Source organism: Burkholderia sp. AU33803 (assembly GCF_002223095.1).
Lineage (GTDB): Bacteria > Pseudomonadota > Gammaproteobacteria > Burkholderiales > Burkholderiaceae > Burkholderia.
Genome location: NZ_NKFJ01000006.1, coordinates 2,066,427 through 2,087,281 on the forward strand (window position 1 = coordinate 2,066,427; position 20,855 = coordinate 2,087,281).

22 protein-coding genes and 1 pseudogene are annotated in these 20,855 nt (G+C 66.4%); 15 read left to right on the forward strand and 8 right to left on the reverse strand.

Annotated elements, in window-relative coordinates; translation table 11 throughout:
* Positions 1 to 53: 53 nt before the first annotated feature.
* Positions 54 to 238 (forward strand): annotated as a pseudogene (locus CFB41_RS26540) (nitroreductase family protein); the annotation flags it as partial.
* Between the two features lie 71 nt (positions 239 to 309).
* Here the strand turns inward: CFB41_RS26540 and CFB41_RS26545 are convergent.
* A complete protein-coding gene (locus CFB41_RS26545) occupies positions 310 to 1,458 on the reverse strand; it encodes a metallophosphoesterase (RefSeq protein ID WP_089458506.1) in 1,149 nt (382 codons plus the stop codon).
* A gap of 841 nt (positions 1,459 to 2,299) precedes the next feature.
* On the opposite strand from CFB41_RS26545, the gene CFB41_RS26550 reads away from it, so the two are divergent.
* From CFB41_RS26550 to CFB41_RS26575, 5 genes are all read left to right on the forward strand, one after another.
* A complete protein-coding gene (locus tag CFB41_RS26550) occupies positions 2,300 to 2,593 on the forward strand; it encodes a hypothetical protein (protein WP_011354664.1) in 294 nt (97 codons plus the stop codon).
* A complete protein-coding gene (gene mdtN, locus CFB41_RS26555) occupies positions 2,590 to 3,639 on the forward strand; it encodes a multidrug transporter subunit MdtN (RefSeq protein ID WP_089442106.1) in 1,050 nt (349 codons plus the stop codon). The genes CFB41_RS26550 and mdtN overlap by 4 nt, the downstream gene beginning before the upstream one ends.
* The gene (locus CFB41_RS26560) at positions 3,620 to 5,689 is read left to right on the forward strand and encodes an FUSC family protein (RefSeq protein WP_089458507.1); all 2,070 of its coding nucleotides are present in this window, start codon (positions 3,620 to 3,622) and stop codon (positions 5,687 to 5,689) included. Before mdtN ends, CFB41_RS26560 begins: the two co-directional genes overlap by 20 nt.
* Positions 5,676 to 7,220 carry a TolC family protein gene (locus CFB41_RS26565; RefSeq protein ID WP_089458508.1) on the forward strand — a complete coding sequence of 515 codons (1,545 nt, stop codon included), beginning with the start codon at positions 5,676 to 5,678 and terminating at the stop codon, positions 7,218 to 7,220. Before CFB41_RS26560 ends, CFB41_RS26565 begins: the two co-directional genes overlap by 14 nt.
* A gap of 305 nt (positions 7,221 to 7,525) precedes the next feature.
* The gene (locus CFB41_RS26575) at positions 7,526 to 8,233 is read left to right on the forward strand and encodes an MgtC/SapB family protein (protein WP_011354660.1); all 708 of its coding nucleotides are present in this window, start codon (positions 7,526 to 7,528) and stop codon (positions 8,231 to 8,233) included.
* Positions 8,234 to 8,279: 46 nt separating this feature from the next.
* Here the strand turns inward: CFB41_RS26575 and CFB41_RS26580 are convergent, their stop codons facing one another.
* A complete protein-coding gene (locus CFB41_RS26580; protein ID WP_089442103.1) occupies positions 8,280 to 8,999 on the reverse strand; it encodes an autoinducer binding domain-containing protein in 720 nt (239 codons plus the stop codon).
* Between the two features lie 72 nt (positions 9,000 to 9,071).
* Between CFB41_RS26580 and CFB41_RS26585 the strand changes: the two genes are divergently transcribed.
* From CFB41_RS26585 to CFB41_RS26595, 3 genes are all read left to right on the forward strand, one after another.
* A complete protein-coding gene (locus CFB41_RS26585) occupies positions 9,072 to 9,515 on the forward strand; it encodes a DUF4902 domain-containing protein (RefSeq protein WP_089458509.1) in 444 nt (147 codons plus the stop codon).
* A gap of 214 nt (positions 9,516 to 9,729) precedes the next feature.
* Positions 9,730 to 10,338, forward strand: coding sequence for an acyl-homoserine-lactone synthase (locus CFB41_RS26590; protein ID WP_089442101.1), 609 nt, complete (start codon positions 9,730 to 9,732; stop codon positions 10,336 to 10,338).
* 51 nt (positions 10,339 to 10,389) lie between these two features.
* Positions 10,390 to 11,154 (forward strand): hypothetical protein, encoded by a 765-nt coding sequence (locus CFB41_RS26595; protein WP_089458510.1) that lies wholly within the window; start codon positions 10,390 to 10,392, stop codon positions 11,152 to 11,154.
* A 172-nt stretch (positions 11,155 to 11,326) separates the two neighbouring features.
* Here the strand turns inward: CFB41_RS26595 and CFB41_RS26600 are convergent, their stop codons facing one another.
* On the reverse strand, positions 11,327 to 11,617 hold the full coding sequence (locus CFB41_RS26600) for a hypothetical protein (protein ID WP_089442099.1): 291 nt from the start codon (positions 11,615 to 11,617) through the stop codon (positions 11,327 to 11,329).
* A gap of 296 nt (positions 11,618 to 11,913) precedes the next feature.
* On the opposite strand from CFB41_RS26600, the gene CFB41_RS26605 reads away from it, so the two are divergent.
* Complete coding sequence (locus tag CFB41_RS26605; protein WP_089427154.1) at positions 11,914 to 12,300, forward strand: VOC family protein; 387 nt, start codon at positions 11,914 to 11,916, stop codon at positions 12,298 to 12,300.
* Between the two features lie 21 nt (positions 12,301 to 12,321).
* Here the strand turns inward: CFB41_RS26605 and CFB41_RS26610 are convergent, their stop codons facing one another.
* Entirely contained in the window at positions 12,322 to 12,888 is a 567-nt protein-coding gene (locus tag CFB41_RS26610) for a GNAT family N-acetyltransferase (protein WP_089458511.1), read from the reverse strand.
* 161 nt (positions 12,889 to 13,049) lie between these two features.
* Positions 13,050 to 13,700: a GTP cyclohydrolase II gene (ribA, locus tag CFB41_RS26615; protein WP_071332315.1), complete on the reverse strand. Its 651-nt coding sequence runs from the start codon at positions 13,698 to 13,700 to the stop codon at positions 13,050 to 13,052.
* Between the two features lie 177 nt (positions 13,701 to 13,877).
* Between ribA and CFB41_RS26620 the strand changes: the two genes are divergently transcribed.
* Entirely contained in the window at positions 13,878 to 14,339 is a 462-nt protein-coding gene (locus tag CFB41_RS26620; RefSeq protein WP_089458512.1) for a CBS domain-containing protein, read from the forward strand.
* 153 nt (positions 14,340 to 14,492) lie between these two features.
* On the opposite strand, the gene CFB41_RS26625 is transcribed toward CFB41_RS26620, so the two are convergent.
* Complete coding sequence (locus CFB41_RS26625; protein ID WP_089442096.1) at positions 14,493 to 14,822, reverse strand: DUF4148 domain-containing protein; 330 nt, start codon at positions 14,820 to 14,822, stop codon at positions 14,493 to 14,495.
* Positions 14,823 to 15,334: 512 nt separating this feature from the next.
* Here CFB41_RS26625 and CFB41_RS26630 point away from each other — a divergent pair.
* On the forward strand, positions 15,335 to 15,733 hold the full coding sequence (locus CFB41_RS26630; protein WP_089458513.1) for a GreA/GreB family elongation factor: 399 nt from the start codon (positions 15,335 to 15,337) through the stop codon (positions 15,731 to 15,733).
* 173 nt (positions 15,734 to 15,906) lie between these two features.
* Here the strand turns inward: CFB41_RS26630 and CFB41_RS26635 are convergent, their stop codons facing one another.
* A complete protein-coding gene (locus CFB41_RS26635; RefSeq protein WP_089442094.1) occupies positions 15,907 to 17,025 on the reverse strand; it encodes a porin in 1,119 nt (372 codons plus the stop codon).
* Positions 17,026 to 17,634: 609 nt separating this feature from the next.
* Here CFB41_RS26635 and CFB41_RS26640 point away from each other — a divergent pair.
* Positions 17,635 to 18,009, forward strand: coding sequence for a YXWGXW repeat-containing protein (locus CFB41_RS26640; RefSeq protein WP_089442093.1), 375 nt, complete (start codon positions 17,635 to 17,637; stop codon positions 18,007 to 18,009).
* Between the two features lie 462 nt (positions 18,010 to 18,471).
* Here CFB41_RS26640 and CFB41_RS26645 read toward each other — a convergent pair whose 3' ends face one another.
* Positions 18,472 to 18,858 carry a helix-turn-helix domain-containing protein gene (locus tag CFB41_RS26645; RefSeq protein ID WP_089458514.1) on the reverse strand — a complete coding sequence of 129 codons (387 nt, stop codon included), beginning with the start codon at positions 18,856 to 18,858 and terminating at the stop codon, positions 18,472 to 18,474.
* 329 nt (positions 18,859 to 19,187) lie between these two features.
* Between CFB41_RS26645 and CFB41_RS26650 the strand changes: the two genes are divergently transcribed.
* Both CFB41_RS26650 and CFB41_RS26655 read left to right on the forward strand, forming a co-directional pair.
* Entirely contained in the window at positions 19,188 to 19,664 is a 477-nt protein-coding gene (locus CFB41_RS26650) for a nuclear transport factor 2 family protein (protein ID WP_089458515.1), read from the forward strand.
* A gap of 233 nt (positions 19,665 to 19,897) precedes the next feature.
* Entirely contained in the window at positions 19,898 to 20,713 is an 816-nt protein-coding gene (locus CFB41_RS26655) for a helix-turn-helix transcriptional regulator (protein WP_089458516.1), read from the forward strand.
* The last annotated feature ends 142 nt before the right edge of the window (positions 20,714 to 20,855 follow it).

Here is a 20,855-nt window from a genome sequence, read left to right on the forward strand (position 1 = left end):
CTAGCCAACGGCGTCGCGCACTGCCATGCGCTGTCATTCGCGGATAAGAGTAGTCGCGCGCACCCGGCCTCGACGCGGGCCTGATGCCCGGCTTCGACGGCGCGAAGGTCGATGCCGCGTTCTTCGCGGCACCGCGATCAAACGCAACTTCCTCGTGAATCTCGGCTATGGCGACTCAGCCGGCCTGTTCCCGCATTGCCCGCGCTTCGATTGCGACGATATCGCCCGCATCGAGTGATGGCCGCGTGCCAGGGCCGGTGCCGCCAATGACGGCCCGGCGCAGGCCTTTTCCAAACAGGGAAACGTGCGCTACCCGCCCCGCGTCAGCCGGATCAGCGTGATCTCGGACGGCACGCCGAAACGGTTCGGCGGCCCCCAGTATCCGGTGCCGCGGCTCGTGTAGAGCCACAGATTGCCGATGCGGCTCAGCCCGCCGATCACCGGCTGCTGCAGCCGCACGAACGGCGGCCAGGGCAGAAACTGACCGCCGTGCGTATGCCCCGACAACTGCAAGGTAAAGCCGGCGCGGTTCGCCGCTTCCGCGCTGCGCGGCTGGTGGGCGAGCAGGATCTTCGTACCGACGTCATGCGGCGCACCCGCCAGCGCCTGCACGGGATCGCTGCGATGAGCGGGATCGAACCCGCCCGCCGTGAAATCGGTGACGCCCGCGAGCACCGCGTGCGCACCGTCATGTTCGATGAGCACGTGCTCGTTGAGCAGCACCGTGAGCCCGATGCGCCGGAACTCGTCGATCCACGCATGCGCGCCCGCGTAATACTCGTGGTTGCCCGTCACCAGGAAGCTGCCGTGCCGCGACCGCATGCGGCCGAGCGGCGCCGTGTGGTCGCGCAGGCGCTTGACCGAGCCGTCGACCACATCGCCCGTCACGACGACGAGGTCGGCATCGAGCGCGTTGACCGCGCGCACGATCCGTTCGACGTAGGGCCGCTTGATCGTCGGCCCGACGTGGATGTCGGACAGCTGCACGATCGTCAGCCCGTCGAGCCCGGCCGGCAACCCCGCGACCGGGATCGACACGCGCTTGACCGCCGCCGTGCGGCGCGCACCGACGAACCCGATCACGGTGACGAACACCGCACCGGCCAGCACGCCGATCGCCGTGTCGGTCGCCGCGCCGGGCCACGCACCGTCGTGCCCGAGATGCCGCCATCCGGACACGCCGAGCAGCACGAATTCGCGGAGGAGCGTCAGCAGGAGCAGCGACGAGAAGAAGCCCATCACGAGCGAGCCGGCCCAGCCGGCCAGCGTCGCGGCCCGGCCTTCGTCGAAGCGGCGCGAGAACATGCCGACCGGGATCAGCACGACGAAGCTCGCCAGCACGAGCGCCGCGATCGTGCGCGCGACCGGCGACGTGAATGCATCGGGAATGATTCGAATCCCGACGTACAGATGGAACAGCACGCCGATTGCAATGAACCGGACAAAGAAACTTCGCATGGAACGTTCACCTTCGTTGCGATACCGATACCGCTTCCGCGTTGCGTGTTGCACGCGGCCGTGAGGCTCCGTGCCGCGCGTCGCGCCATACGTACGATGGTACACAGATCGCGGCCGTGACGACCGGTCGCCGGCCAGGCTTCGACGCCGCTCGGCGCACCGCTCGACCGCGCCTTCATCGGGCCGCCCGACGCGAGCGACGTCGACGCTTTCCCGAAGCCCGTCGTTACCGACATGCACCGCACGCTGCGCTTGCACATCCCGATCAGCCACGTCGAGAACGGCGGCCGGATGATCGATGCGAACGTCCGCGTCTTGCCCGAAGGCACTGCGTGTCGCCGCTCTCGCAGGCGAGCAAAAAAGCAGACAGCTCAGGCCAAACGCCCGCCGCAGATCTGTGGCCCGATCACCACGCGCTGCCGCGCCTCACACGCAATCCGGTCGACCCACTCGTCAACATTGCCCTCCATCCGTCGAATCGCCCCTATTCCCCTGCCTTCGAACGGCAATCGGCCTTTTCCGTCCCGATTCGGCGCTGTCGACACGACAAATCGGCCGCCCTTCGTTCGTCTGACGATTCTTTACAGTCCGTTAGCAACCCTACACGAGTGCGCGCTGGCAGAATCGCGACAGTCCGGTTTCGGTGGCCGAAACGCGATGCCGGACATGTCGACGCGCCCCCCCGACCGGCGCCCTCCACCCCGCGATGTACGGGGCGGGTGGCTGGCGGTCCGCATCGCGCTGATTTATTATCGGCTCCGTATCCCGGAATCGTCGTCGCGGCGGCGATTCGCATTGCGCCGCGCCCGGCATCCACCCCCAACGTCGAGCTCGTCACACCATGAGAAAAACAACGCCGCGCGCGCCCTTGCGCGTCGCCGCCGTCCTGGCGCCAGCCCTGCCGCTCGCGGGCTGTGCATCGCGCGGCGCACCGTCGTACGTCCTGTTCGGCGCGTATTTCCCGCTTTGGCTCGTCAGCGCGATCGTCGGCGTCATCGGCGCGATCGTCGCGCACCGCGTCTTCGTCGCGACCGGCTGGGCAGCCACGGTGCCCTACCAGCTGGCCGTCTGCACCGCGATCGGGCTCGTGGTCGCGGTGATCGTGTGGCTCACCGGCACGGGGCCGTTCGCATGAAGGCCGCAGGTATCGCCCGCCCCTCCGTCAAAGGCCGCGTGATCGCCCTGGCGATCGTCGCGCTCGGCATCGCGGCACTCGTGTACGCGTACCACCGCACGACGGCCTACCCGTCCACCGACGATGCGTCGATCGACGCGGACGTCGTACACGTCGCGTCGCCGGTCGGCGGCCGCATCGTGCAACTCGCGGTACATGAAAACCAGCGCGTCGCGAAAGGCGACCTGCTGTACGTCATCGATCCGGTGCCGTACCGGCTGACGGTGGCGCAGGCGCAGGCCGATCTCGAACTCGCGCGCGCATCGCTCGACACGCGCCGCCGTTCGCTGATCGGCGAGCGCTCGAATGCCGCCGTGGCCGCCGAGCAGGTCAAGCGCGCGACGCAAAACGCCGACCTCGCGACCCGCGACGTGAACCGCCTCGCGCCGCTCGCCGCGCAGGGCTACGTCAGCGCGCAGCAGTTCGACCAGGCGAAGGTCCGCCAGCGCGACGCGGCCGTGTCGCTCGCGCAGGCACAGGAACAGCAGCGCGCGTCCGCGCAGACGATCGGCGACGACGCCGACGCGATCGCGACGCTGCATGCGCGCGAGGCCGCGCTGGCCCGCGCGCAGCATGCGCTCGAAGACACCGTCGTGCGTGCGCCGCACGATGGGCTCGTCACGGGCCTGAGCGTGCTCGCCGGCGAAACCCTTGCGCCGAACCAGTCGATCTTCACGCTGATCGACGCGAGCGAATGGTTCGCCGTCGGCAACTTCCGCGAGACGTCGCTGAGCCGCATCGAGGTCGGCGACTGCGCGACCGTCTATTCGATGATCGACCGCAGCCGCCCGCTGACGGGCAAGGTCGTCGGCGTCGGCGCAGGCATTGCCGACAGCGCCCGCATCAACCTGCCGCGCACGCTGCCGATCGTGCAGAACTCGGTGAACTGGGTGCACGTCGCGCAGCGCTTCCCGGTGCGCGTGAAGCTCGACGAACCCGACGGCAAGCTCGTGCGTGTCGGCGCCAGCGCGATCGTCGAGGTCCGGCATGGCACTGCCTGCCGCTGAGGTTCGCTCGCCGGGCCCGCGCGAAGTCCTGCGACTGCTCGCGCCGTTTCCGGGGCGCACGTCGATTGCCGTGCGGGTTGCGCTGATCTGCGCGCTGACCGCGCTCGTGACGGCCGCCTACGGCACGCCCGAAGCCGCGCTGTCCGCGTACGTCGTGTTCTTCATGATCCGGGCCGACCGCGTGACGAGCGTCGTGCTGGCGGCCGCGCTGCTGGTGATCGTCACGATCGTGATCGGGCTCGTGCTCGGCATCGCGATCTTCAGCATCGACTATTCGATCCTGCGGGTCGCGTGCATGGCCGTGCTGTCGGTCGGCCTCCTCTATCTGACGTCGGCCAGCAAGCTGCGCCCGGTTGGCGCAATCCTCGCGATGATCGTCGGCTTCGGGCTCGACCAGCTCGGCCTCGCGCCGTTCGGCGAAGCTGCCACGCGCGCGCTGCTGTACATCTGGCTGACGATCGCGATTCCGGTCGGGGTCGCGATCGTCGTCAACCTGCTGATCGCGCCGTCGCCGCGCAAGCTCGCGCACGCGCAACTCGCGAAGCGCTTGCGGCTCGCCGCGCAGCGGCTGCGCGGTGACGATGCCGCGCGCGACGCATTCAATGCCAGCCTGCACGAAGGCGACAAGCAGCTGCTCACGTGGCTCAAGCTGTCGAAACTCGAGGGCTCGTCGTCCGCCGCCGACTTCGCGGCGTTGCGGCAGGCCGTGGCTTCCAGCACCGCACTGCTCGTCGGCGTCGCGCTGGCCGATCGCGAACCGGATGCACGGCTGCCCGACGCATTTGCCATCCCGATTGCCGCGACGCTCGACGAGATGGCCGACATCCTCGACCAGGGCGGCTACCCGGTCGACGTGACGCTCGCGCTCCCGCCGACCGACACGCTGCCGCCGCTCGCGCGGGTTGCTGCGACGGATCTCCAGGCTGCGATCACGCATTTCGCGGAACCGGCTGCGACGACCGACGTCGCTTCGTCGGCTTCGTCGGCTTCGTCGGCTTCGTCGGCTTCGGCAACAGCCTCCAGCGCCCCCGAATCCGTCTCGCCCCCCACCCCGCGCGGCGGCTTCTTCCTGCCCGACGCGCGCACCAATCCCGACCATATCCGCTACGCGCTGAAGACGACGGCCGCGGCGATCTTCTGCTACCTGCTGTACTCACAGCTCGACTGGTCGGGCATCCACACCTGCGTCGTCACCTGCTACATCGTGTCGCTCGGCTCGACGGCCGAGACGGTCGAGAAGCTCACGCTGCGGATCTTCGGCTGCATCGTCGGCGCGCTGCTCGGCACGGCGGCACTGGTGTTCGTCGTGCCGTCGCTATCGTCGGTCGGGCACCTGATGGCGCTGGTGTTCGCCGGCGGGTGGCTCGCCGCGTGGGTCGCGTTCGGCTCGCCGCGCATCGCGTATGCCGGCTTCCAGATCGCGTTCGCGTTTTTCCTGTGCGTGATTCAAGGCGCCGGCCCCGGCTTCGACCTGACGATCGCGCGCGATCGCACGATCGGTATCCTGCTCGGCAACGTCGTCGTGTATCTCGTGTTCACGCGCATCTGGCCCGTCAGCATCGGCAAGCAGATCGACGCCGGGCTCGCCGCGCTGATCGACCAGTGGCGGCGCCTCGTGCAGGTCGCGCAGCCGGCCGAACGACGCGCGCTCGCGGCTGAGGCGTTCGCCCGCCACGGCGCGATCACGCAGGAGCTCGGGCTGGTCCACTACGAACCGTCGTGGGTACGGCCGGCCGCGTCGTGGCTCGCCACCCGACGCCGTGCGCTCGCGGAACTGGGCGCGCTCGAAGGGCCGCTGTTCCTGCTCGCCGAACGCAAGCCCGGCGACGCAGCGATCGGCGCGCAGCTCGCCCGCGTGACCGAACCGCGCGACGACGCCACCGCGCCTCATCGAGAACCCTCCGCGCCGCCGGCCACCCCGCCGCGCGCAGCCCCCGCCGACCCCGCGCGCGACGCGCTGCTGAACCTGATCGACACGCGGCTCGCGCACATCGCCGATACCGCCCGTCAAGCCACACCGAAGGAGCCTGCCCCCCATGCGCCTACCTGAACCGCCGGCCGCCTCGATCGCCGCCGCCGCCCTCGCGACCGTCGTCGCGCTGGCCGGCTGCGCGACGTCGTCGATCGATCTGGCGCCGGAGGCGTCCGACCGCCCGTGGCAGCCGCAAACGTCCGCCGCAGGCGACATCGTGCCGGGCCCGCCGCGCGCGTCCGCGCAAGGTTCGCACGACTACACGCTGCCCGCGTCGCCGGCGCTCGCGTCCGTCTCGCCGCCGGCCGCGCTCGATGCCGCGCACGCGTACACGCTGCCCGAACTGATCGATCTCGCCGAATCGGCGAACCCGCTGACCCGTATCGCATGGAACGACGCGCGTAACGCCGCGCTCGCGGTCGGCCTGGCCAAGACGGCCTACCTGCCGAAGCTGTCCGCGACGGCCATGGGCGGGTACCAGGCAAACCACGGGTCGACGTCGTCGTTCCTCGGCGACTCGTCGAGCAACTCCACCGTGCACGGCACCATCTCGGCGCTGTCGCTGCAATGGCTGCTGTTCGATTTCGGCGGCCGCGCGGCGCGCGTCGAAGCGGCCGAACAGGCGTCGATCGCGTCGAATGTCGCGTTTACGGCCGTCCACCAGCAGGTGATCCACGACGTGACCGTCGCGTACTACCGCTACGAAGCCGCACGCTCGCGCGCGCTCAGCGCCCAGCAGGGCCTCGCGAACGCGGACGCGATCCTCGCGGCCTCCCGCGCGCGGCTCAAGCACGGCGTCGGCACGGTCGTCGAACTCGCGCAGGCGACGCAGAACCGCGCGCAGGCCAACCTCGCGCTCGTGCAGGCGAACGGTACGGAGAGCGACGGCTATCTCGCCCTCGTCTCCGCGCTCGGCATCTCGCCGCTGTCGAAGCCGACCGTCGCCGCGCTGCCGAAGCGGCCACTGCCACCCTCGCTCGGCTCGTCGGTCGACGCGATCGTATCGGATGCGATCGCGCGCCGGCCCGACCTGCAGGGCGCGTTCGCGCTCGAAAAGGCCAATCGCGCGAAGATCAAGGCTGCGGAAGCCGCGTTCATGCCGAAGATTTTCCTGTCCGCGTCGACGTCGTACGCGAGCGGCGGCACGTCCATCTCCGCGCTGCCCGCGATCGGCGACCAGGCGCCGACCGTCAACCTGAACGGCAGCCGCTACGGCGGCGGCGTGTTCCTCGGCGTGACGATTCCGCTGTACGACGGCGGCCTGCGCTCGGCGGTGCTGATGCAAGCGCGCAACGACGCGGAAAGCGCCTCCGCGCGCCTCACGCGGACCAAGGAGGAAGCGGTCCGCCAGGTGGTCGCCGCGCAGAACGCGGTACAGACGAGCCTCGCGTCGCACGACGCCGCACAGGCGCTCGTCGACGCCGCGCAGACGAGTTACGACGCGGCGCTGACCGCGTACCGGAACGGCGTCGGTTCGGTCACCGACGCGACGATCGCGCAAAGCCAGTTGCTCGCCGCCCGCAACGCGGAGGTCGACAGCTATGCCGGTGCACTCTCGGCCGCGGCCGCGCTCGCGCTTGCGACGGGAACGATCGGCTCGGCGCAGTAGCGCGGCCGCCGCGAGGCGGTTGACGCATGCGCTCGCCGCCTACTAGAATGCCGCCCATTCTTCCTTCAGGAACCATCGTGGACAGTTGCAGCACTCCGTTGCGTGCGCCGCTTGCCGCCTGAACGCCTGTCCGACGCAGTTCTCCTGCCCGGCTCGCGTTCCGCGAGCCGCACGCCACCCGTTTCACACTGAATGACGCATTCGCGCGGTACAGTACCGCGCGATGACGGCTATCTTCGTGTCGCCTTCGGCCTTGCGCCGCCGCGACGCGAAACGGCACGCGCTCCTTGCACGGCAGGACAACCATGACTTTCGATTTCGCACTCCGTCTTTTCACCGCGTTCGCCTGCGGCGTCGCCATCGGCATCGAACGCCAGATGCGCCAGCGCACGGCCGGCCTGCGCACCATCACGCTCGTCGCGAGCGGCGCGTGCCTGTTCGTCACGCTCGGCGTGCTGACCGGCAACGGTGTCGCGGGCGTCACGCAGATCGCCGCCTACGTCGTGTCGGGCGTCGGCTTCCTCGGCGGCGGCGTGATCATGCGCGACAAGGGCTCGATCCAGGGCATCAACACCGCCGCGACCCTGTGGTGCTCGGCCGCCGTCGGCGTGCTGTCCGGTTCCGGTCATTACGTGCCGGCGCTCGCCGGCACCGGCGTCGTGCTGCTCACCAATACGCTGTTGCGCAGCGTCAGCCAGGCGATCAACGCGACGCCGGTATCGAACGCCGATCTCGTGCGCGAATACCAGATCACCGTGATCTGCCTGGCCTCCGACGAAGTGCACATTCGCACGCTGCTGTCGAACTCGATGTATGCGAAGCCGCTGTCGTTCCAGAGCCTCACGAGCGAGGACGTGCCCGACCAGCCGGACCGGCTGAAGGTGACCGCGACACTGAAGCTGCATCCGAAGGATCAGCAGAAGCTCGAGCAGATCGCGAGCCGGATGAGCATGGAGAAGAGCATTTCCAGCGTGAGCTGGACCGCGAAGGAAGCGGAGCCGATGATGGAGTGAGCGGGCGGGCGGCAGCCGCAGGTCGCGCTGCCGCCTTCACGCCCTGTCAGGGCGTCTCGATCAGCCCGGCCGAGATGGCCTTGACGACCGCCTGGACCTTGTTCGTCGCGCCCAGCTTCTCGAGGATGTTGTTGACGTGGAAGTTGACCGTCCGCTCCGAGATGCTGAGGATCTGGCCGATTTCGCACGCGGTCTTGCCCTCGGCCGTCCAGCACAGCACCTCGCGCTCGCGCGCGGTCAGCGTGACGCCCGCCGCCGGCGCCAGCTTCGGCACCATGAAGCGGCTCATCAGCGAATGCGACAGGTTCGCGAGCCAATTGGTCTGCAACGTCAGCATGTTGATCTCGGCCGGCGTCAGCCGGTCGGCATGGCGGGCGATGCTCAGCAGGCCGAACGCGCCGCGCGGCGCCCAGCTCGACTGCGCGACGCCCACCGACAACCCGCAATCACGTGCGTCCTGCCACAGCGGGCACGGTTCGATCTGGTCGACGTCCGGCCAGACGATCATGTTGGTGCTGAGCGCGCCGTCGCGAACCGTCGAGTCGATCTCGATGTAGTTCTGCGCCTGGTAGTGCGCCATCCAGCCGTCCGGATAGGTATCGAAGATCGCGACCGCGGGCTTCGATACGGGCAGCGGGACGCGAATGCCGTAACAGCAGTATTCGAATCCCAGCCGCTTGGAATAGGCGGCGATCCGCTGGAAGAGCTGCTGCTCGTCTTCCGCGGCGCTGAATTGTTGATAGGCATCCTGCCAGCGCAGTTCCATTCATTCTCCGACAACGTCACGCTGTCATACTTGTCAGGTTCCAGACCCGTTCGAGGCTGATACATTCCGCGCATGACTTCACCTTTGCTGCACTCGGTCCCCGGCCCGTCCCCGGACGGCTACGTACGCCTGTCAGAAAGCGCACTGGCCGTGCTTGCGCTCGACCATGTCGCAAGCGGCCTCGACGCATCGCTGCTCGAGGAATTGCGCGACAGCGCCATCGACGCACGCCTCGCCGGCTACACCGAATGGCATCGCCCGGCCAGTGCCGGCGTCGCTTACGTGACGGTCGGCTGGGACTGGTACCTAGAACGCGCGACGGGCGCGTTCGTGATCGCGGGCGGCGACGTCCGCAGCAACGTGATGGTCACCGACGCCACGGACGCCGACATCGGCATGTTCCGCACGGCCGCCGCGCTCGCCGCTCGGCTCGCGTGCATCGACTGGTCCGCCGCGGTCGCGTCGGCCCTGCTCGGGCACAACGACGCCTATCATGCCGGTCCGACGCTCCAGTGACAACTGGCTGCGCCTCTATTCCTCTGACTATTTCCGCCAGGCTGGCGCTCTTTATAAGCAAAAGCGCCACGGTTTTCAATCCCGTTGATCAAGAAACCGTTACCACGTCCTAAATGACGTCTTTCCGACGTCATCCTGTAAGAGTTACCAGTTACCGCCCCCTCGTGCTGCGCGATGTAATGCACGCATACAAAAGCACAGATCCGAGGACACCATGCGGACCTTCGTTCACGAGGAAGGGCGGTTGCCACACGAACTTGCGGCGGATCTCGGGCGCTATCGGCGCCGTGTGTTCGTCGAGCAGCTCGGCTGGGCACTCCCGTCGGCGAACGAAAGCTTCGAGCGCGACCAGTTCGATCGCGACGATACCGTGTACGTGTTCGCGCGGAACGCCGGCGGCGACATGTGCGGATGTGCGCGCCTGCTGCCGACGACGCGTCCGTATCTGCTGAAGTCGCTGTTCGCCGACCTGATCGCCGAAGACATGCCGTTGCCGCATTCGGCTGCCGTCTGGGAGTTGTCCCGGTTTGCGGCAACCGACGACGAAGGCGGGCCGGGCAATGCCGAATGGGCCGTGCGCCCGATGCTCGCGGCCGTCGTCGAATGCGCGGCGCAGCTTGGCGCGCGGCAGTTGATCGGCGTGACGTTCGCGAGCATGGAGCGGCTGTTCCGCCGGATCGGCATACACGCGCACCGCGCAGGGCGGCCGAAACAGGTAGACGGACGTCTGGTGGTCGCATGTTGGATCGACATCGATCCGCAAACGTTTGCCGCACTAGGAATCGAGCCGGGGCAGGCCGCCCGGCAAGCCATCGCCGCCTGAACCGGAACGCACGTTTCTGTCCGGGCGGTATCGTAACGAAGGAGAATCAACGTGGACCAGTCTCAGGTCTTTCGCGCGATGATGCCCGGGTTGACGAGCGCCAACGGCGCCCGCATCGCGGTTGCCTACCCGTCGTTTCCCCGGCCGCTGCCGCTCGTGCGGCTCGACCGTCGCGGGCTCGTGTTCCGTGCGGCCGGCGCCGCGCCGCTCGTCTGCGGGCTGCCGCGCGCGGCGACGCTGCTGGTCGCGGACGAGCCGCTCTGCTCGCTGCGCCTCGTGATCCGCGACATCGCGCCGGCCGGCGAAGGGCGGCATGACCTGACGATGCAGCCGTCCGGCGCCGCCGGCGACGAATTGCTGTGGCATGCGTTGCGTGATCGCGAGCCGTACCGCCAGATTCAGCAGCCGCTTGCGCCCGTCGACGCGTCCATCGCCACCGACGGCGACCCGCACGCGTCGGCCGGCGAAGCCGGGCCGCGCCCGTCGCGCAGCGCGGCCTTCCGGCTGCCGTGCCACAGCGACGCGCTGTTCTTTGCCGACTGGCTCGAATATCACTTCGACGAACTGCGTGCGCTGTCGCAACAGCATGGGCCGCAACTGCAGCTCAACCAGCTCGAGCGGCAGGTGGCCGACGACGAGGTCGGCGTGCGCTTCGTCTACGACATCGATGGCCATGCGACGCGGCACGCGCTGACCGACTGCGCGCGCGAGGCCTGTGCATGGATCGAGACGGAGATGCGCGACAAGTACGCGCTACCGGTTGCGCAGGAGCGTTTCAGCGCGTTTGCGGCGCACGCGCGGGCAGGCGGCATGTGAGTGCGATGCAACACGAAGTTGTATCGATACAACTAGGGCTTGCCATGCCTCGGGTTTTCCCTTAAATTTACGTCTGTCTCCTCCATGTCTCCAAACATGGATTCAGCCCGCTCAATGTAGCGGGCTTTTTCTTGCCCGCGCGAATTACGGGGACAGACCATCTTCCGCTCGCTCAACCTCCCCGGCGCACACCAGACGGCCACGGCCAGAAGTGGTGCAGCGCAAATATCAGCACCACCACCCCGATCACGACCAGCAGCAGGTACAACCAGCCCTTTTTGGTCGTTGGCAGATCCGCCAGCGCACTCACGTCGCCCGTCAGGGCCGCCAGCGCGACCATGCCGAGTCCGACCAGCACCATCGTTCCCTTGGCCACCCATCCAAAGGCTGTCTCCAACGCCCCCGCCCATCGCGACTGACGATAAGGGCCGGTAACCGGCCGACGGAGATCGGGCTTACTCATTTGCGCCCTCTCGTCCGGGATATGCGCATACGCTCATCGCTCGACAGACTGAGGCGAAAACAGCACGTCGAAGATTGTCCTGACAAGCACCGGATGCAAAGGGGTGCGCGCATTTGATCGGGAGCGGCATGTTTTTTCTTTCACGAGACGAGGGTCGACGGTTCGATTCGTTTGGCCGGAAGGAGCCCATATCGTTCGATACGATGGACCACGCCGAAACGCGCCTCGTTCGTCACACGCAATCCGGATCGGCCGGCTTATCATTGACCGGCCCGCCACTCGCCCCCGAGGCCATCTTGCACGCCCATCTGCGCATTGCCCGCCCGGTCAGCAACCTCGCCCGCACCGAGCGCATGTATCGCGACGCCCTCGAACTCTCCGTTCTTGCGCGCTTTGAAGATCACGACGGGTTTTCCGGCGTGATGCTCGGGCGCGATGGCCTCGACTATCACTTCGAATTCACGCACTGCCCCGACCACCCGATCGCGCCGTCACCGACGCCCGAAGACCTGATCGTGTTCTACCTGCCCGATCGGCCGGAATGGGAAGCTGCATGCGCGCGCGCCACGGAGCATGGCTTCATGCCGGTGACGTCGTTCAATCCGTACTGGGAAATATCCGGCCAGACTTTCGAGGATGCCGACGGCTACCGGATCGTGCTGCAGAACGGCACGTGGCGCTGACAGGCGAACACGCGTGAATCGTTACGCGCCGGCCACGCCGGCGGTGCGGGCGGCATACACGACGTGCCGACGCAGCGCGTGCCCTTCCGGCAACGCAGGATGGTCGAAATCGTGCGCGGGCTGACGCTGCATGCCGAGCCGCTGCATCACGTGCCGTGATCGCAGGTTGGTGTCGGCCGTCCACGCGAAGATCTCGCCGAGCCCGATCCGGTCGAACCCGTCGGCCAATGCGGCGGCGGCCGCTTCGACAACGTAGCCATGCCCCCAGGCGTGACGCGCCTGCCGCCACACGATCTCGACGCACGGTGCCATCGGATGCGTTGCACGCGCTTCGTGCGACAGGCCGCACACCCCGATCAGCATCGCGTCGGCGCGGCGCTCGATGGCCCACGGGCCGAAACCGTGTGCATCGAAATGCGCGTCGAAGCGCGCGATGACGTCGCTCGCCTCGTCAACGGACATCGGGCCGCGCGCGAGCCATGCGGTCACGTCTGGATCCTCATGCATCGCCGATAGCGCACCCGCATCCGTCGGCCGCCAGCGACGCAGCGTCAAACGCTCGGTTTCGATTTTCGACGGTGTGGGCATAGGGGCGATGGATCGTTCTGGCGGCGTAACGCGAGCGCCGTCACACACTCGAAAGCGGAACGGACGGAAGAGAGACGGAGGGTAAATGGAAATCGTCGCCATTGCCGGCGACGATCCAGGGAACAGATGGCGAGAAACGGGCGCCGGCGCGCTCGCTGCGATTACTCGTTTTCTTCGAAGTAGTGCCCAAACTTCGTCTGCTTCGTGCGGATATAACGCTCGTTTTCCTCGCGCACGGGCACCGCAAGCGCCACGCGTTCGCAAACCGGAATACCGTGCTTCGCGAGCGTATCGAACTTCGCCGGGTTGTTGCTCATCAGCCGCACCGACGTCACACCGAGGATCCGGAGAATCGCGGCAGCCGAGTCATATTCGCGGGCGTCGTCGGGCAGGCCGAGGTCGAGGTTTGCCTCGACGGTGTCGCGCCCCTGCTCCTGCAGCGCATACGCGCGGATCTTGTTGCTCAGGCCGATCCCGCGCCCTTCATGGCCGCGCAGATACAGCAGCACGCCGCGGTCTTCCGCCGCGATGTAACGCAACGCGAGATCGAGCTGCTCGCCGCAGTCGCAGCGGTACGAGCCGAATACATCGCCGGTCAGGCACTCGGAATGAAGGCGCGTCAGCACGGACTGCTCGCCGGCCACGTCGCCCATCACGAGCGCGAGATGTTCGGCATCGCTGCCCGATACGCGAAACGCGTATGACTTGAACGTACCGTAGCGCGTAGGCAGCGACGCGGTGGCGACGAGTGTCACGCATTCGTCGGCCTGGTCGTTGCCCGGCGTGGGCGATTGGGGACGCGAAGACATCATGAATTCAATCGAAACGTTCAGGAATGTAGGAGTTGTGTGGATAGTGCGTGACCGGAGTTTACCGCTAATCTGGAATCGTCACGCGACTGCCGCCACCTGCGCGGCTATACTGGGCTCATCGGGTGACAAGCATCACACCCTGCCTGCCCAGCATCGACCTGCACACGGAGAAAGCGAATGAGTACGACTGTCGCGCAACTTCTCAAGGCCAAGCCGGATTCGGGCCGCACCATCTACACCGTCACGAAGAGCGACCTCGTCTACGACGCCATCAAGCTGATGGCCGAAAAAGGCATCGGCGCACTACTGGTCGTGGACGGCGACGACATCGCGGGCATCGTCACCGAGCGTGACTACGCGCGCAAGGTGGTCCTGCAGGACCGCTCGTCGAAAGCCACCCGCGTCGAGGAAATCATGACGGCGAAGGTGCGCTACGTCGAACCGTCGCAATCCACCGACGAGTGCATGGCGCTGATGACCGAGCACCGGATGCGCCACCTGCCCGTCCTCGACGGCGGCAAGCTGGTCGGCCTCATCTCGATCGGCGACCTCGTCAAGAGCGTGATTGCCGATCAGCAGTTCACGATCAGCCAGCTCGAACACTATATCCACGGCACGCCCGCGGTCACGTCCACCTGACCCGCCCAGCAAAAAAGGCCCAAACGCGCGAGCGTCTGGGCGGAAAGCCGCCGGAATGCGGCGACGGAGGTTCTGCTCCTGCGGGCGAATGACGCGCACAACGGATGCGCGTCTCGTCGATTAAGCGGTGCGCTCGGGCAGACCCGGGGACGTTCAGTTGCCGAAATAGACCGAGTTCACGGGATTCGGTGCTTCACGCGTCATGCGGCGGCCGGCTTGGCCTGCACCCGTCGCCACGGCACCGTAGCCGCTCGTATCGGCTTGCGCGAGCGTCGGCTGGTTCGGTTGAATGCGTTGTTCAGCGGCCTGGATGTTGTCCGGATATTGCGAATCGCTCGCGAGCGGCTTGTAGCCGTTCTGTTCGAGTTGCACGAGCTCGGCCTTGACCTGGTCGCGCGTCAGCCCCTGCTCGGACTGTGCAAACGACGCGATCGGGGCGGCAAGGACGGATGCGGCGATAGCTGCGTAGATGACCGACTTCATGATTTACCTCCGGTATATGTTCTCGTTTGGCGTCGCCTCGGCAGGACTGTCTGAAGCGATTGAATCCAGTGTAGTGCTCGCCAATCCAAGGGGAAACCCTTAGTTTGAATATACAGCGTTGCGATTTTGACAAAAATCACTCGCACATCCCGGACGATATCGCGGCGACTTGCTTCACTCGCACAACAATCCCTGACAAAATGCCGACAACCGAATCACATATCCCGAAGGTTGTGTTGTAGAATCGTAAGGTTATATTCGTCTGTCGATCTTCCATCCACCATGTACGCGCTCACGCCCCTTTCGGTTTCGCCGTCCGGCCCGGCCGGCGTGCGCGCGCGCGCCGGTCATCCGGCGCATCCCCTCGCTCGACGCACGGCCCAGGCGCCGCTCGCCCCTGCCCGGCGCCTGATCTGACGGCTCGGTCTCCTCCCGGAGCCAGGTCAGACAGGCTCCGGGCGATCCCCATAGGCACGCCACGCCTGCCCTTGCCGATCATTTGGAGAACTGCCATGAAACAACGCCTTTACCAGTTGACCGAACTCGACGTTGCTCGCCTCGAGAAGCACGCCGAACACAACCCGCGCTTTCAGACGATGCTCGATACGCTTCTTGAGCGCGCCGACATCGTCCAGCCCGACGCCATCAAGGCGAACGTCGTCACGATGAACTCGCAGATCACGCTGCTCGACGAAGCGACCCAGGAACAGGCCACCTGGACGATTGTTTATCCGGACGCCGCCAATCTCGAGCTCGGCCGCCTGAACGTCTTCTCGCCCGTCGGCATGGCATTGCTGGGCACCCAGCGCGGCCAGATGGTCAAGGTGATGCAGCCGAGCGGCACCGAAAAGCAGATGAAGGTGGCCGCGATCGTGTTCCAGCCCGAAGCCAACGGCGAATACACGCGCTGAGCCCCTGCCGTCGGCGCCGCGCCGTAGCGGCGCACAGCGAAAAAGCGAGGCACAGGCCTCGCTTTTTTGCATCCGGACGACATGAATCGCCGACATCGCATTCCGCACACGAAAAAAAGGCGCCCGAAGGCGCCTTTTTCGATGCTGCGTAGCGGGTTACCCCGCCGTCACGCTTAGAAGCGGTGACGCAGACCAACCGTTGCTGCGGTTTGGTTGATCGACGAGCTCGGCAGGTTGTCGCTGAAGTTGCTGCCGTTGTAGATCGATGCGCCGATGCCGTTCTTCGCTGCACGCTGGTACACAGCTTGTGCGTAGACGTCCGTGCGCTTCGACAGAGCGTAGTCAGCTTGCAGGCCGAACTGGTTCCAGTGCGTGCTGCCGTTGTTGATCTTCGCGTTCGTGTACGTGTAAGCAGCACCCAGGCCGAGAGCCGGCGTCAGGTTGTACTTTGCGTTGACTTCGTAGTTGTCGGTGCGCAGCGTGCCGACGCCGACTGCGTTGTTGTCGAGGCGAGCTTGCGTCCATGCAGCGCCGACTTGTGCCGGGCCGAATGCGTAGCCAGCAGCAGCACCGTACGTGCGGACGCGGCCTTGGCTAGCGATGCCACCGATTGCCGACGACGTTGCGCCGTTTGCGTTCGTACCGTCACCCAGGTTCGCTTGCGAGTATGCACCCGCCAGCTTCAGGCCTTGGAACTGGTATGCAACGCCTGCGCTGTACGCACGGTTGTTACCGAAGTTCGTGTTGTTCGAGAACGAGTACGTGCCGCCGAATTGCAGGCCAGCGTAGTTAGCGCTCGTGAACTTGATCGTGTTGTTCTGAGCGACATCACCGTTCGTGCTCAGACGATCCAGGTTCAGCGGGTGCGCGAAGTACGTGCCGCCCCACGAGCCCGTTGCCGTCAGCGGCGCCAGGTAGTCTTGCGTTGCGTCATACTGCTTACCCAGCGTGACCGTGCCGTACTGGCTCGACAGGCCGACGAAAGCTTGGCGGTTGAACATGCCGTTGCTGTTCGCGAACTTGCCGTTACCGATGTTGAAGCCGCTTTCCAACGTGAAGATTGCCTTCAGGCCGCCACCCAGGTCTTCCGAGCCACGCAGGCCGAAACGGCTCTGGTCAATGCCCGAACCCATCGCCCAACGCGACTTGCCAGCTTGGCCGAGTGCCGGCTGGACGTTGCTCGTGTAGGTGATGCCTGCGTCCAGCACGCCGTACAGCGTGACGCTGCTTTGTGCGTGAGCGACGGTAGCAAACGATGCTGCAGCTGCTGCAACGATCAGAGTCTTGTTCATTCGTGGAGCTCCCTTCTAAAAAGAGGCAGGTCTCGCGACCTTGTTCATAAACGGTCTGCAACCGCCCGGGAGCGCCATCGATCCTGCTGGCCGCGCCCGGATAGTTGCCCGTTTGGGAACCGTGAGTTTAGGGGTGTACCCTAGGGGAGCGATCCGCAAATAAAGAAATAAGCTTTTCCAGAACTAGAAATAATGAAAGTGGGGCCGAGTTATAAGTATTTGTTTTGACGTTTGTTTTTGACTTCTTGACGGAGGCTTTTTGGAGCCTTTCATCGCACCATTCTTACATGTCATCGTCTTGACGGTTGCATAGAAACAACAAACGAATTCGGCGCGACCCTCCGGAATCGGCAAATTTTACCCAATTTGATCTCGAATTTCTGGCCTCGGGCACCTAAAACGCATTCGTCGGCCAGTAAACAGGGCTCGACAGTCGTTCAGCGGGTCACATGCACCGGCAACCATCCATATAGAAAGGCCAGCTTCCACCTGCCGACGGTTCACCCCACCTGCCGTGACACACGGTAACAGCGTTAACCGCTCGCGTAACCCGGCCGGCCCACTGGCAGGCTAATGTAAGGCAGCCTCGAATACAGAACAGGACACGCCATGAATCGACGCTCGTTGTTACGCGCCATCGGATTGACCGCCGCCTTCGTCGGCACCGGCGGCTGGCTCCGCGCCGCCTCGGCCCAGCCCGCGCCGCCCGTGTACCGGCCGTCCGGCCCGAATCGCGTGCCCGGCGGCCCGCCCTATCCGGACCGCCCGGGCTTCGCACCGCCGGCCGCCCGGCACGACCGCCGTCCGCCGCCGCCACGGCCGCATGGCTATATATGGACCGACGGCTACTGGCGCTGGCAGCGTGGCCGCTATATATGGATGCCGGGGCGCTGGGTCGCACGGCGCCCCGGGCGTCGGTGGGTGCCCGGCTACTGGCGCCGCCAGGGACGGGTATGGATCTACGTCGACGGTACGTGGCGATAGGCAGCCACCGGGCTGCCCGGCCGGTAGCTCGCCCGGGGCGGGCAGCGCGAGCGAACCCGTGCCGTTCTGCCGCGACATCATCATCACGATGCCCGGCTGGCGCTCCCACGAATCCTGCCCGCCGCCCCAATGCCGACGGGCAAACCGGGGGATGCTTCCGGTCACGCAACCTCGACCTTCGACGTTACTCGCCGGTCTACCGCACACCATCCCGCCTCTACCGAACCCTGCCACGCCCTTCGCCGCCGTCTCGGTCGCCCCGTACCTGCCCTTGTTGAACGGAGCATCGCCAGCGCATTGCCATATACGGGACGAATGGAACGCACCGCCTCGTTCAATCCGACGAAATCATTCGGACGACGAAATCATGCAATGGCGATGCACCGGCAACTACGCCACGCCTCGTCGCATCGCACCGAACACAGCACAACGCCCAGCGACAAGGCGGCGCAAGCGCCCCGCTCAGCGCCCGCCGCCCTCGATTTCCCGCGCACGGCGTCGCGCGACGCAGATCGCGCGATGATGTTCGTCGGCCCACCGGATCATCGCCTGCATCGGCGTCAGGAACGAACGCCCAAGGTCGGTCAGTGCATATTCGACACGCGGCGGCACTTCGGCGTACAGCGTGCGACTGACGAAGCCGTCCTGCTCGAGCCGCTTGAGCGTGCGCGACAGCATCTGGTTCGACACATCGCCGATCGTACGGCCGAGTTCGTTGAAACGCATCGTCCCGCCGGACAACGTTTCGAGCACGAGCAGGCTCCACTGATCACCGATGCGGTCGAGCACATCGCGAATCGGGCATGGCTGATCGAGTTCGACGGATTCATCGGCGGGCGGGAACGGCATGACTGGATTCTCTTTCAAGGGCAACGCATGGTCAGCGCGGTGTGACCTGTTTACACCGCGCTGACTTCTTGTGACGGGTTCGCGGCAACTGTACCATTCGATCGGCCCGACAGCCGCGCGGATTCGCCAGTTCAACGAAGTATGACGAAGGCGCGCGGCTTCTACCGGCCCGTGTCGTCACGATACGGGCCGGGCGGAAAACCCCTCGCGGCGGCAACGCGCGTGTATCCGCAACCATGCACCGTCGCCCGCCAATCGCCGCGGCAGGCTCGACCCGCCGTCGCGCACCGCGCACCCACCCACGCTTCGTCAGACAAGGAACCCGCTACATGTCATCGCTCCGCTCCTCCGTTCGCGCCGTGGCCGCGCTCGTCCTGCTGGCCGCGTCGACGGCCGCGCTGGCCGCCGCCCCAGCCACGCGCGACCTGGTCGCCGAGGAAGCCAACCGCCAGCTCGTGCTGACGTTCTACGACCGCTTCTTCAACAAGCACGAAGCCGTCGAAGCCGCCGTCGTCGTCGCGGACGACTACAAGCAGCACAACCCGCACGTGCCGGACGGCAAGAAGCCGTTCGTGTCGTACTTCGTCGGCGCGTTCCAGAAGAACCCGGCATCGCGCGCGCGCATCGTGCGCAGCGCAACCGACGGCGACCTCGTCTACCTGCACGTGCATGCGACCGAGCGTCCGGGAGACCGCGGTGAAGCGGTCGTCGACATCTTCCGCGTCAACGACGGCAAGATCGTCGAACACTGGGACGTGATCCAGCCGGTACCGGAACAGTCCGCGAACGCGAACACGATGTTCTGACGCGCAGGCCGACACGAGGTGCGCCACGATGCGCACCACCCGTCGACGGACGATCGGCCGCCCGCCGGGCAAGCGCGCGTGCCCCGCGGCGGCGAACTCCCCTACAATCGAGCTTCGCCGCCGCGCCGGCCTCCGTCCCGCATGACCGCACCGCCAGCCGCCGCGCCGCCGGCGCGCCGTCATCCGCGAAGCACGGCCGGCACGGGCGGCCGTTCGCGCAGACGGTGTCAACGATGAGCCCCGCCCAAATTTCCCTCAGCAATGCCGGCGACCTGGTCGCCAGCCTCGGCAGTCCGCAGTTTCCCGCCCGGCTCTGGGCATGGCTGCGCGAAACCGTCGATCCGCAGTCCCATTACAGCGTCGCGACGCGCTACCGCCGCGATGCGCCGTCGCAGTCGGTCGACAGTGTCGACGTGCTGTTCTTCGCGGGCGGCGACGATCCCGACGGCACGCGCCACGCGCTCGATCTCTATACCCAGGGCGACTGGCGCACCGACACACTGCTCCCGCATATCGAGCGCGCCACCGATTCGCAGCTCGTGTTCTCGTGCAACGAGGACATCGATACGGCAACCGAATACGGCCGCCATTTCGCGCTCGGCGATCTCGGCGAAGACTGCACGCTGCTCGGCAGCGAGCGCGACTATGTCTATGCGTTCTCGTTGTTCCGCCGACGCGGCCAGCCGTCCTATACGCTGGCCGAGCTGGCGCTGCTGCGGCAGCTCGGCGATTTCGTGCTGCCGCTCCTGATCCAGCATGCACGGCTCGCCCGCCTGACGCCGCGTTCGGACGACGGCGCGTTGCTGCAGCGGTTCGAACAGCGCCTGTCGGCCAGCAGCGCGGTGCTGTCGCAGCGCGAACGGCTCGTGTGCCGCGCGGTGCTGCAAGGCCAGCCTGTCCCGCAGATCGCCGATACCCTCGCACTCAAGCCCAGCAGCGTGCGCACCTATCTCGGGCGCGCGCTCGCGAAGCTCGGCGTGGCGAACCGGGCCGGACTGTTCGCGTGGTGCGTGACCGAAGAGGAACCGCCGGGGGACCGCGGCCAATAGATGCCCCCCCCGCATCGCTGCACGCGTACTCACCCCCGCGTTCTTTGTCGCGTCTTGTCCTCAAAACGATGACAGACAGCCGCCCGCCCCGCTCCTAGTATCTGACTCACCCGACGACCGGAACGCGTCGGATATCACGGAG

What these genes read in the sequence shown, in the direction of transcription:
- CFB41_RS26545 (WP_089458506.1), bottom strand. Translation starts at nt 1,458, where the DNA reads ATGCGAAGTTTCTTTGTCCGGTTCATTGCAATCGGCGTGCTGTTCCAT.
- CFB41_RS26550 (WP_011354664.1), top strand. Translation starts at nt 2,300, where the DNA reads ATGAGAAAAACAACGCCGCGCGCGCCCTTGCGCGTCGCCGCCGTCCTG.
- mdtN (WP_089442106.1), top strand. Translation starts at nt 2,590, where the DNA reads ATGAAGGCCGCAGGTATCGCCCGCCCCTCCGTCAAAGGCCGCGTGATC.
- CFB41_RS26560 (WP_089458507.1), top strand. Translation starts at nt 3,620, where the DNA reads ATGGCACTGCCTGCCGCTGAGGTTCGCTCGCCGGGCCCGCGCGAAGTC.
- CFB41_RS26565 (WP_089458508.1), top strand. Translation starts at nt 5,676, where the DNA reads ATGCGCCTACCTGAACCGCCGGCCGCCTCGATCGCCGCCGCCGCCCTC.
- CFB41_RS26575 (WP_011354660.1), top strand. Translation starts at nt 7,526, where the DNA reads ATGACTTTCGATTTCGCACTCCGTCTTTTCACCGCGTTCGCCTGCGGC.
- CFB41_RS26580 (WP_089442103.1), bottom strand. Translation starts at nt 8,999, where the DNA reads ATGGAACTGCGCTGGCAGGATGCCTATCAACAATTCAGCGCCGCGGAA.
- CFB41_RS26585 (WP_089458509.1), top strand. Translation starts at nt 9,072, where the DNA reads ATGACTTCACCTTTGCTGCACTCGGTCCCCGGCCCGTCCCCGGACGGC.
- CFB41_RS26590 (WP_089442101.1), top strand. Translation starts at nt 9,730, where the DNA reads ATGCGGACCTTCGTTCACGAGGAAGGGCGGTTGCCACACGAACTTGCG.
- CFB41_RS26600 (WP_089442099.1), bottom strand. Translation starts at nt 11,617, where the DNA reads ATGAGTAAGCCCGATCTCCGTCGGCCGGTTACCGGCCCTTATCGTCAG.
- CFB41_RS26610 (WP_089458511.1), bottom strand. Translation starts at nt 12,888, where the DNA reads ATGCCCACACCGTCGAAAATCGAAACCGAGCGTTTGACGCTGCGTCGC.
- ribA (WP_071332315.1), bottom strand. Translation starts at nt 13,700, where the DNA reads ATGATGTCTTCGCGTCCCCAATCGCCCACGCCGGGCAACGACCAGGCC.
- CFB41_RS26620 (WP_089458512.1), top strand. Translation starts at nt 13,878, where the DNA reads ATGAGTACGACTGTCGCGCAACTTCTCAAGGCCAAGCCGGATTCGGGC.
- CFB41_RS26625 (WP_089442096.1), bottom strand. Translation starts at nt 14,822, where the DNA reads ATGAAGTCGGTCATCTACGCAGCTATCGCCGCATCCGTCCTTGCCGCC.
- CFB41_RS26630 (WP_089458513.1), top strand. Translation starts at nt 15,335, where the DNA reads ATGAAACAACGCCTTTACCAGTTGACCGAACTCGACGTTGCTCGCCTC.
- CFB41_RS26635 (WP_089442094.1), bottom strand. Translation starts at nt 17,025, where the DNA reads ATGAACAAGACTCTGATCGTTGCAGCAGCTGCAGCATCGTTTGCTACC.
- CFB41_RS26640 (WP_089442093.1), top strand. Translation starts at nt 17,635, where the DNA reads ATGAATCGACGCTCGTTGTTACGCGCCATCGGATTGACCGCCGCCTTC.
- CFB41_RS26645 (WP_089458514.1), bottom strand. Translation starts at nt 18,858, where the DNA reads ATGCCGTTCCCGCCCGCCGATGAATCCGTCGAACTCGATCAGCCATGC.
- CFB41_RS26650 (WP_089458515.1), top strand. Translation starts at nt 19,188, where the DNA reads ATGTCATCGCTCCGCTCCTCCGTTCGCGCCGTGGCCGCGCTCGTCCTG.
- CFB41_RS26655 (WP_089458516.1), top strand. Translation starts at nt 19,898, where the DNA reads ATGAGCCCCGCCCAAATTTCCCTCAGCAATGCCGGCGACCTGGTCGCC.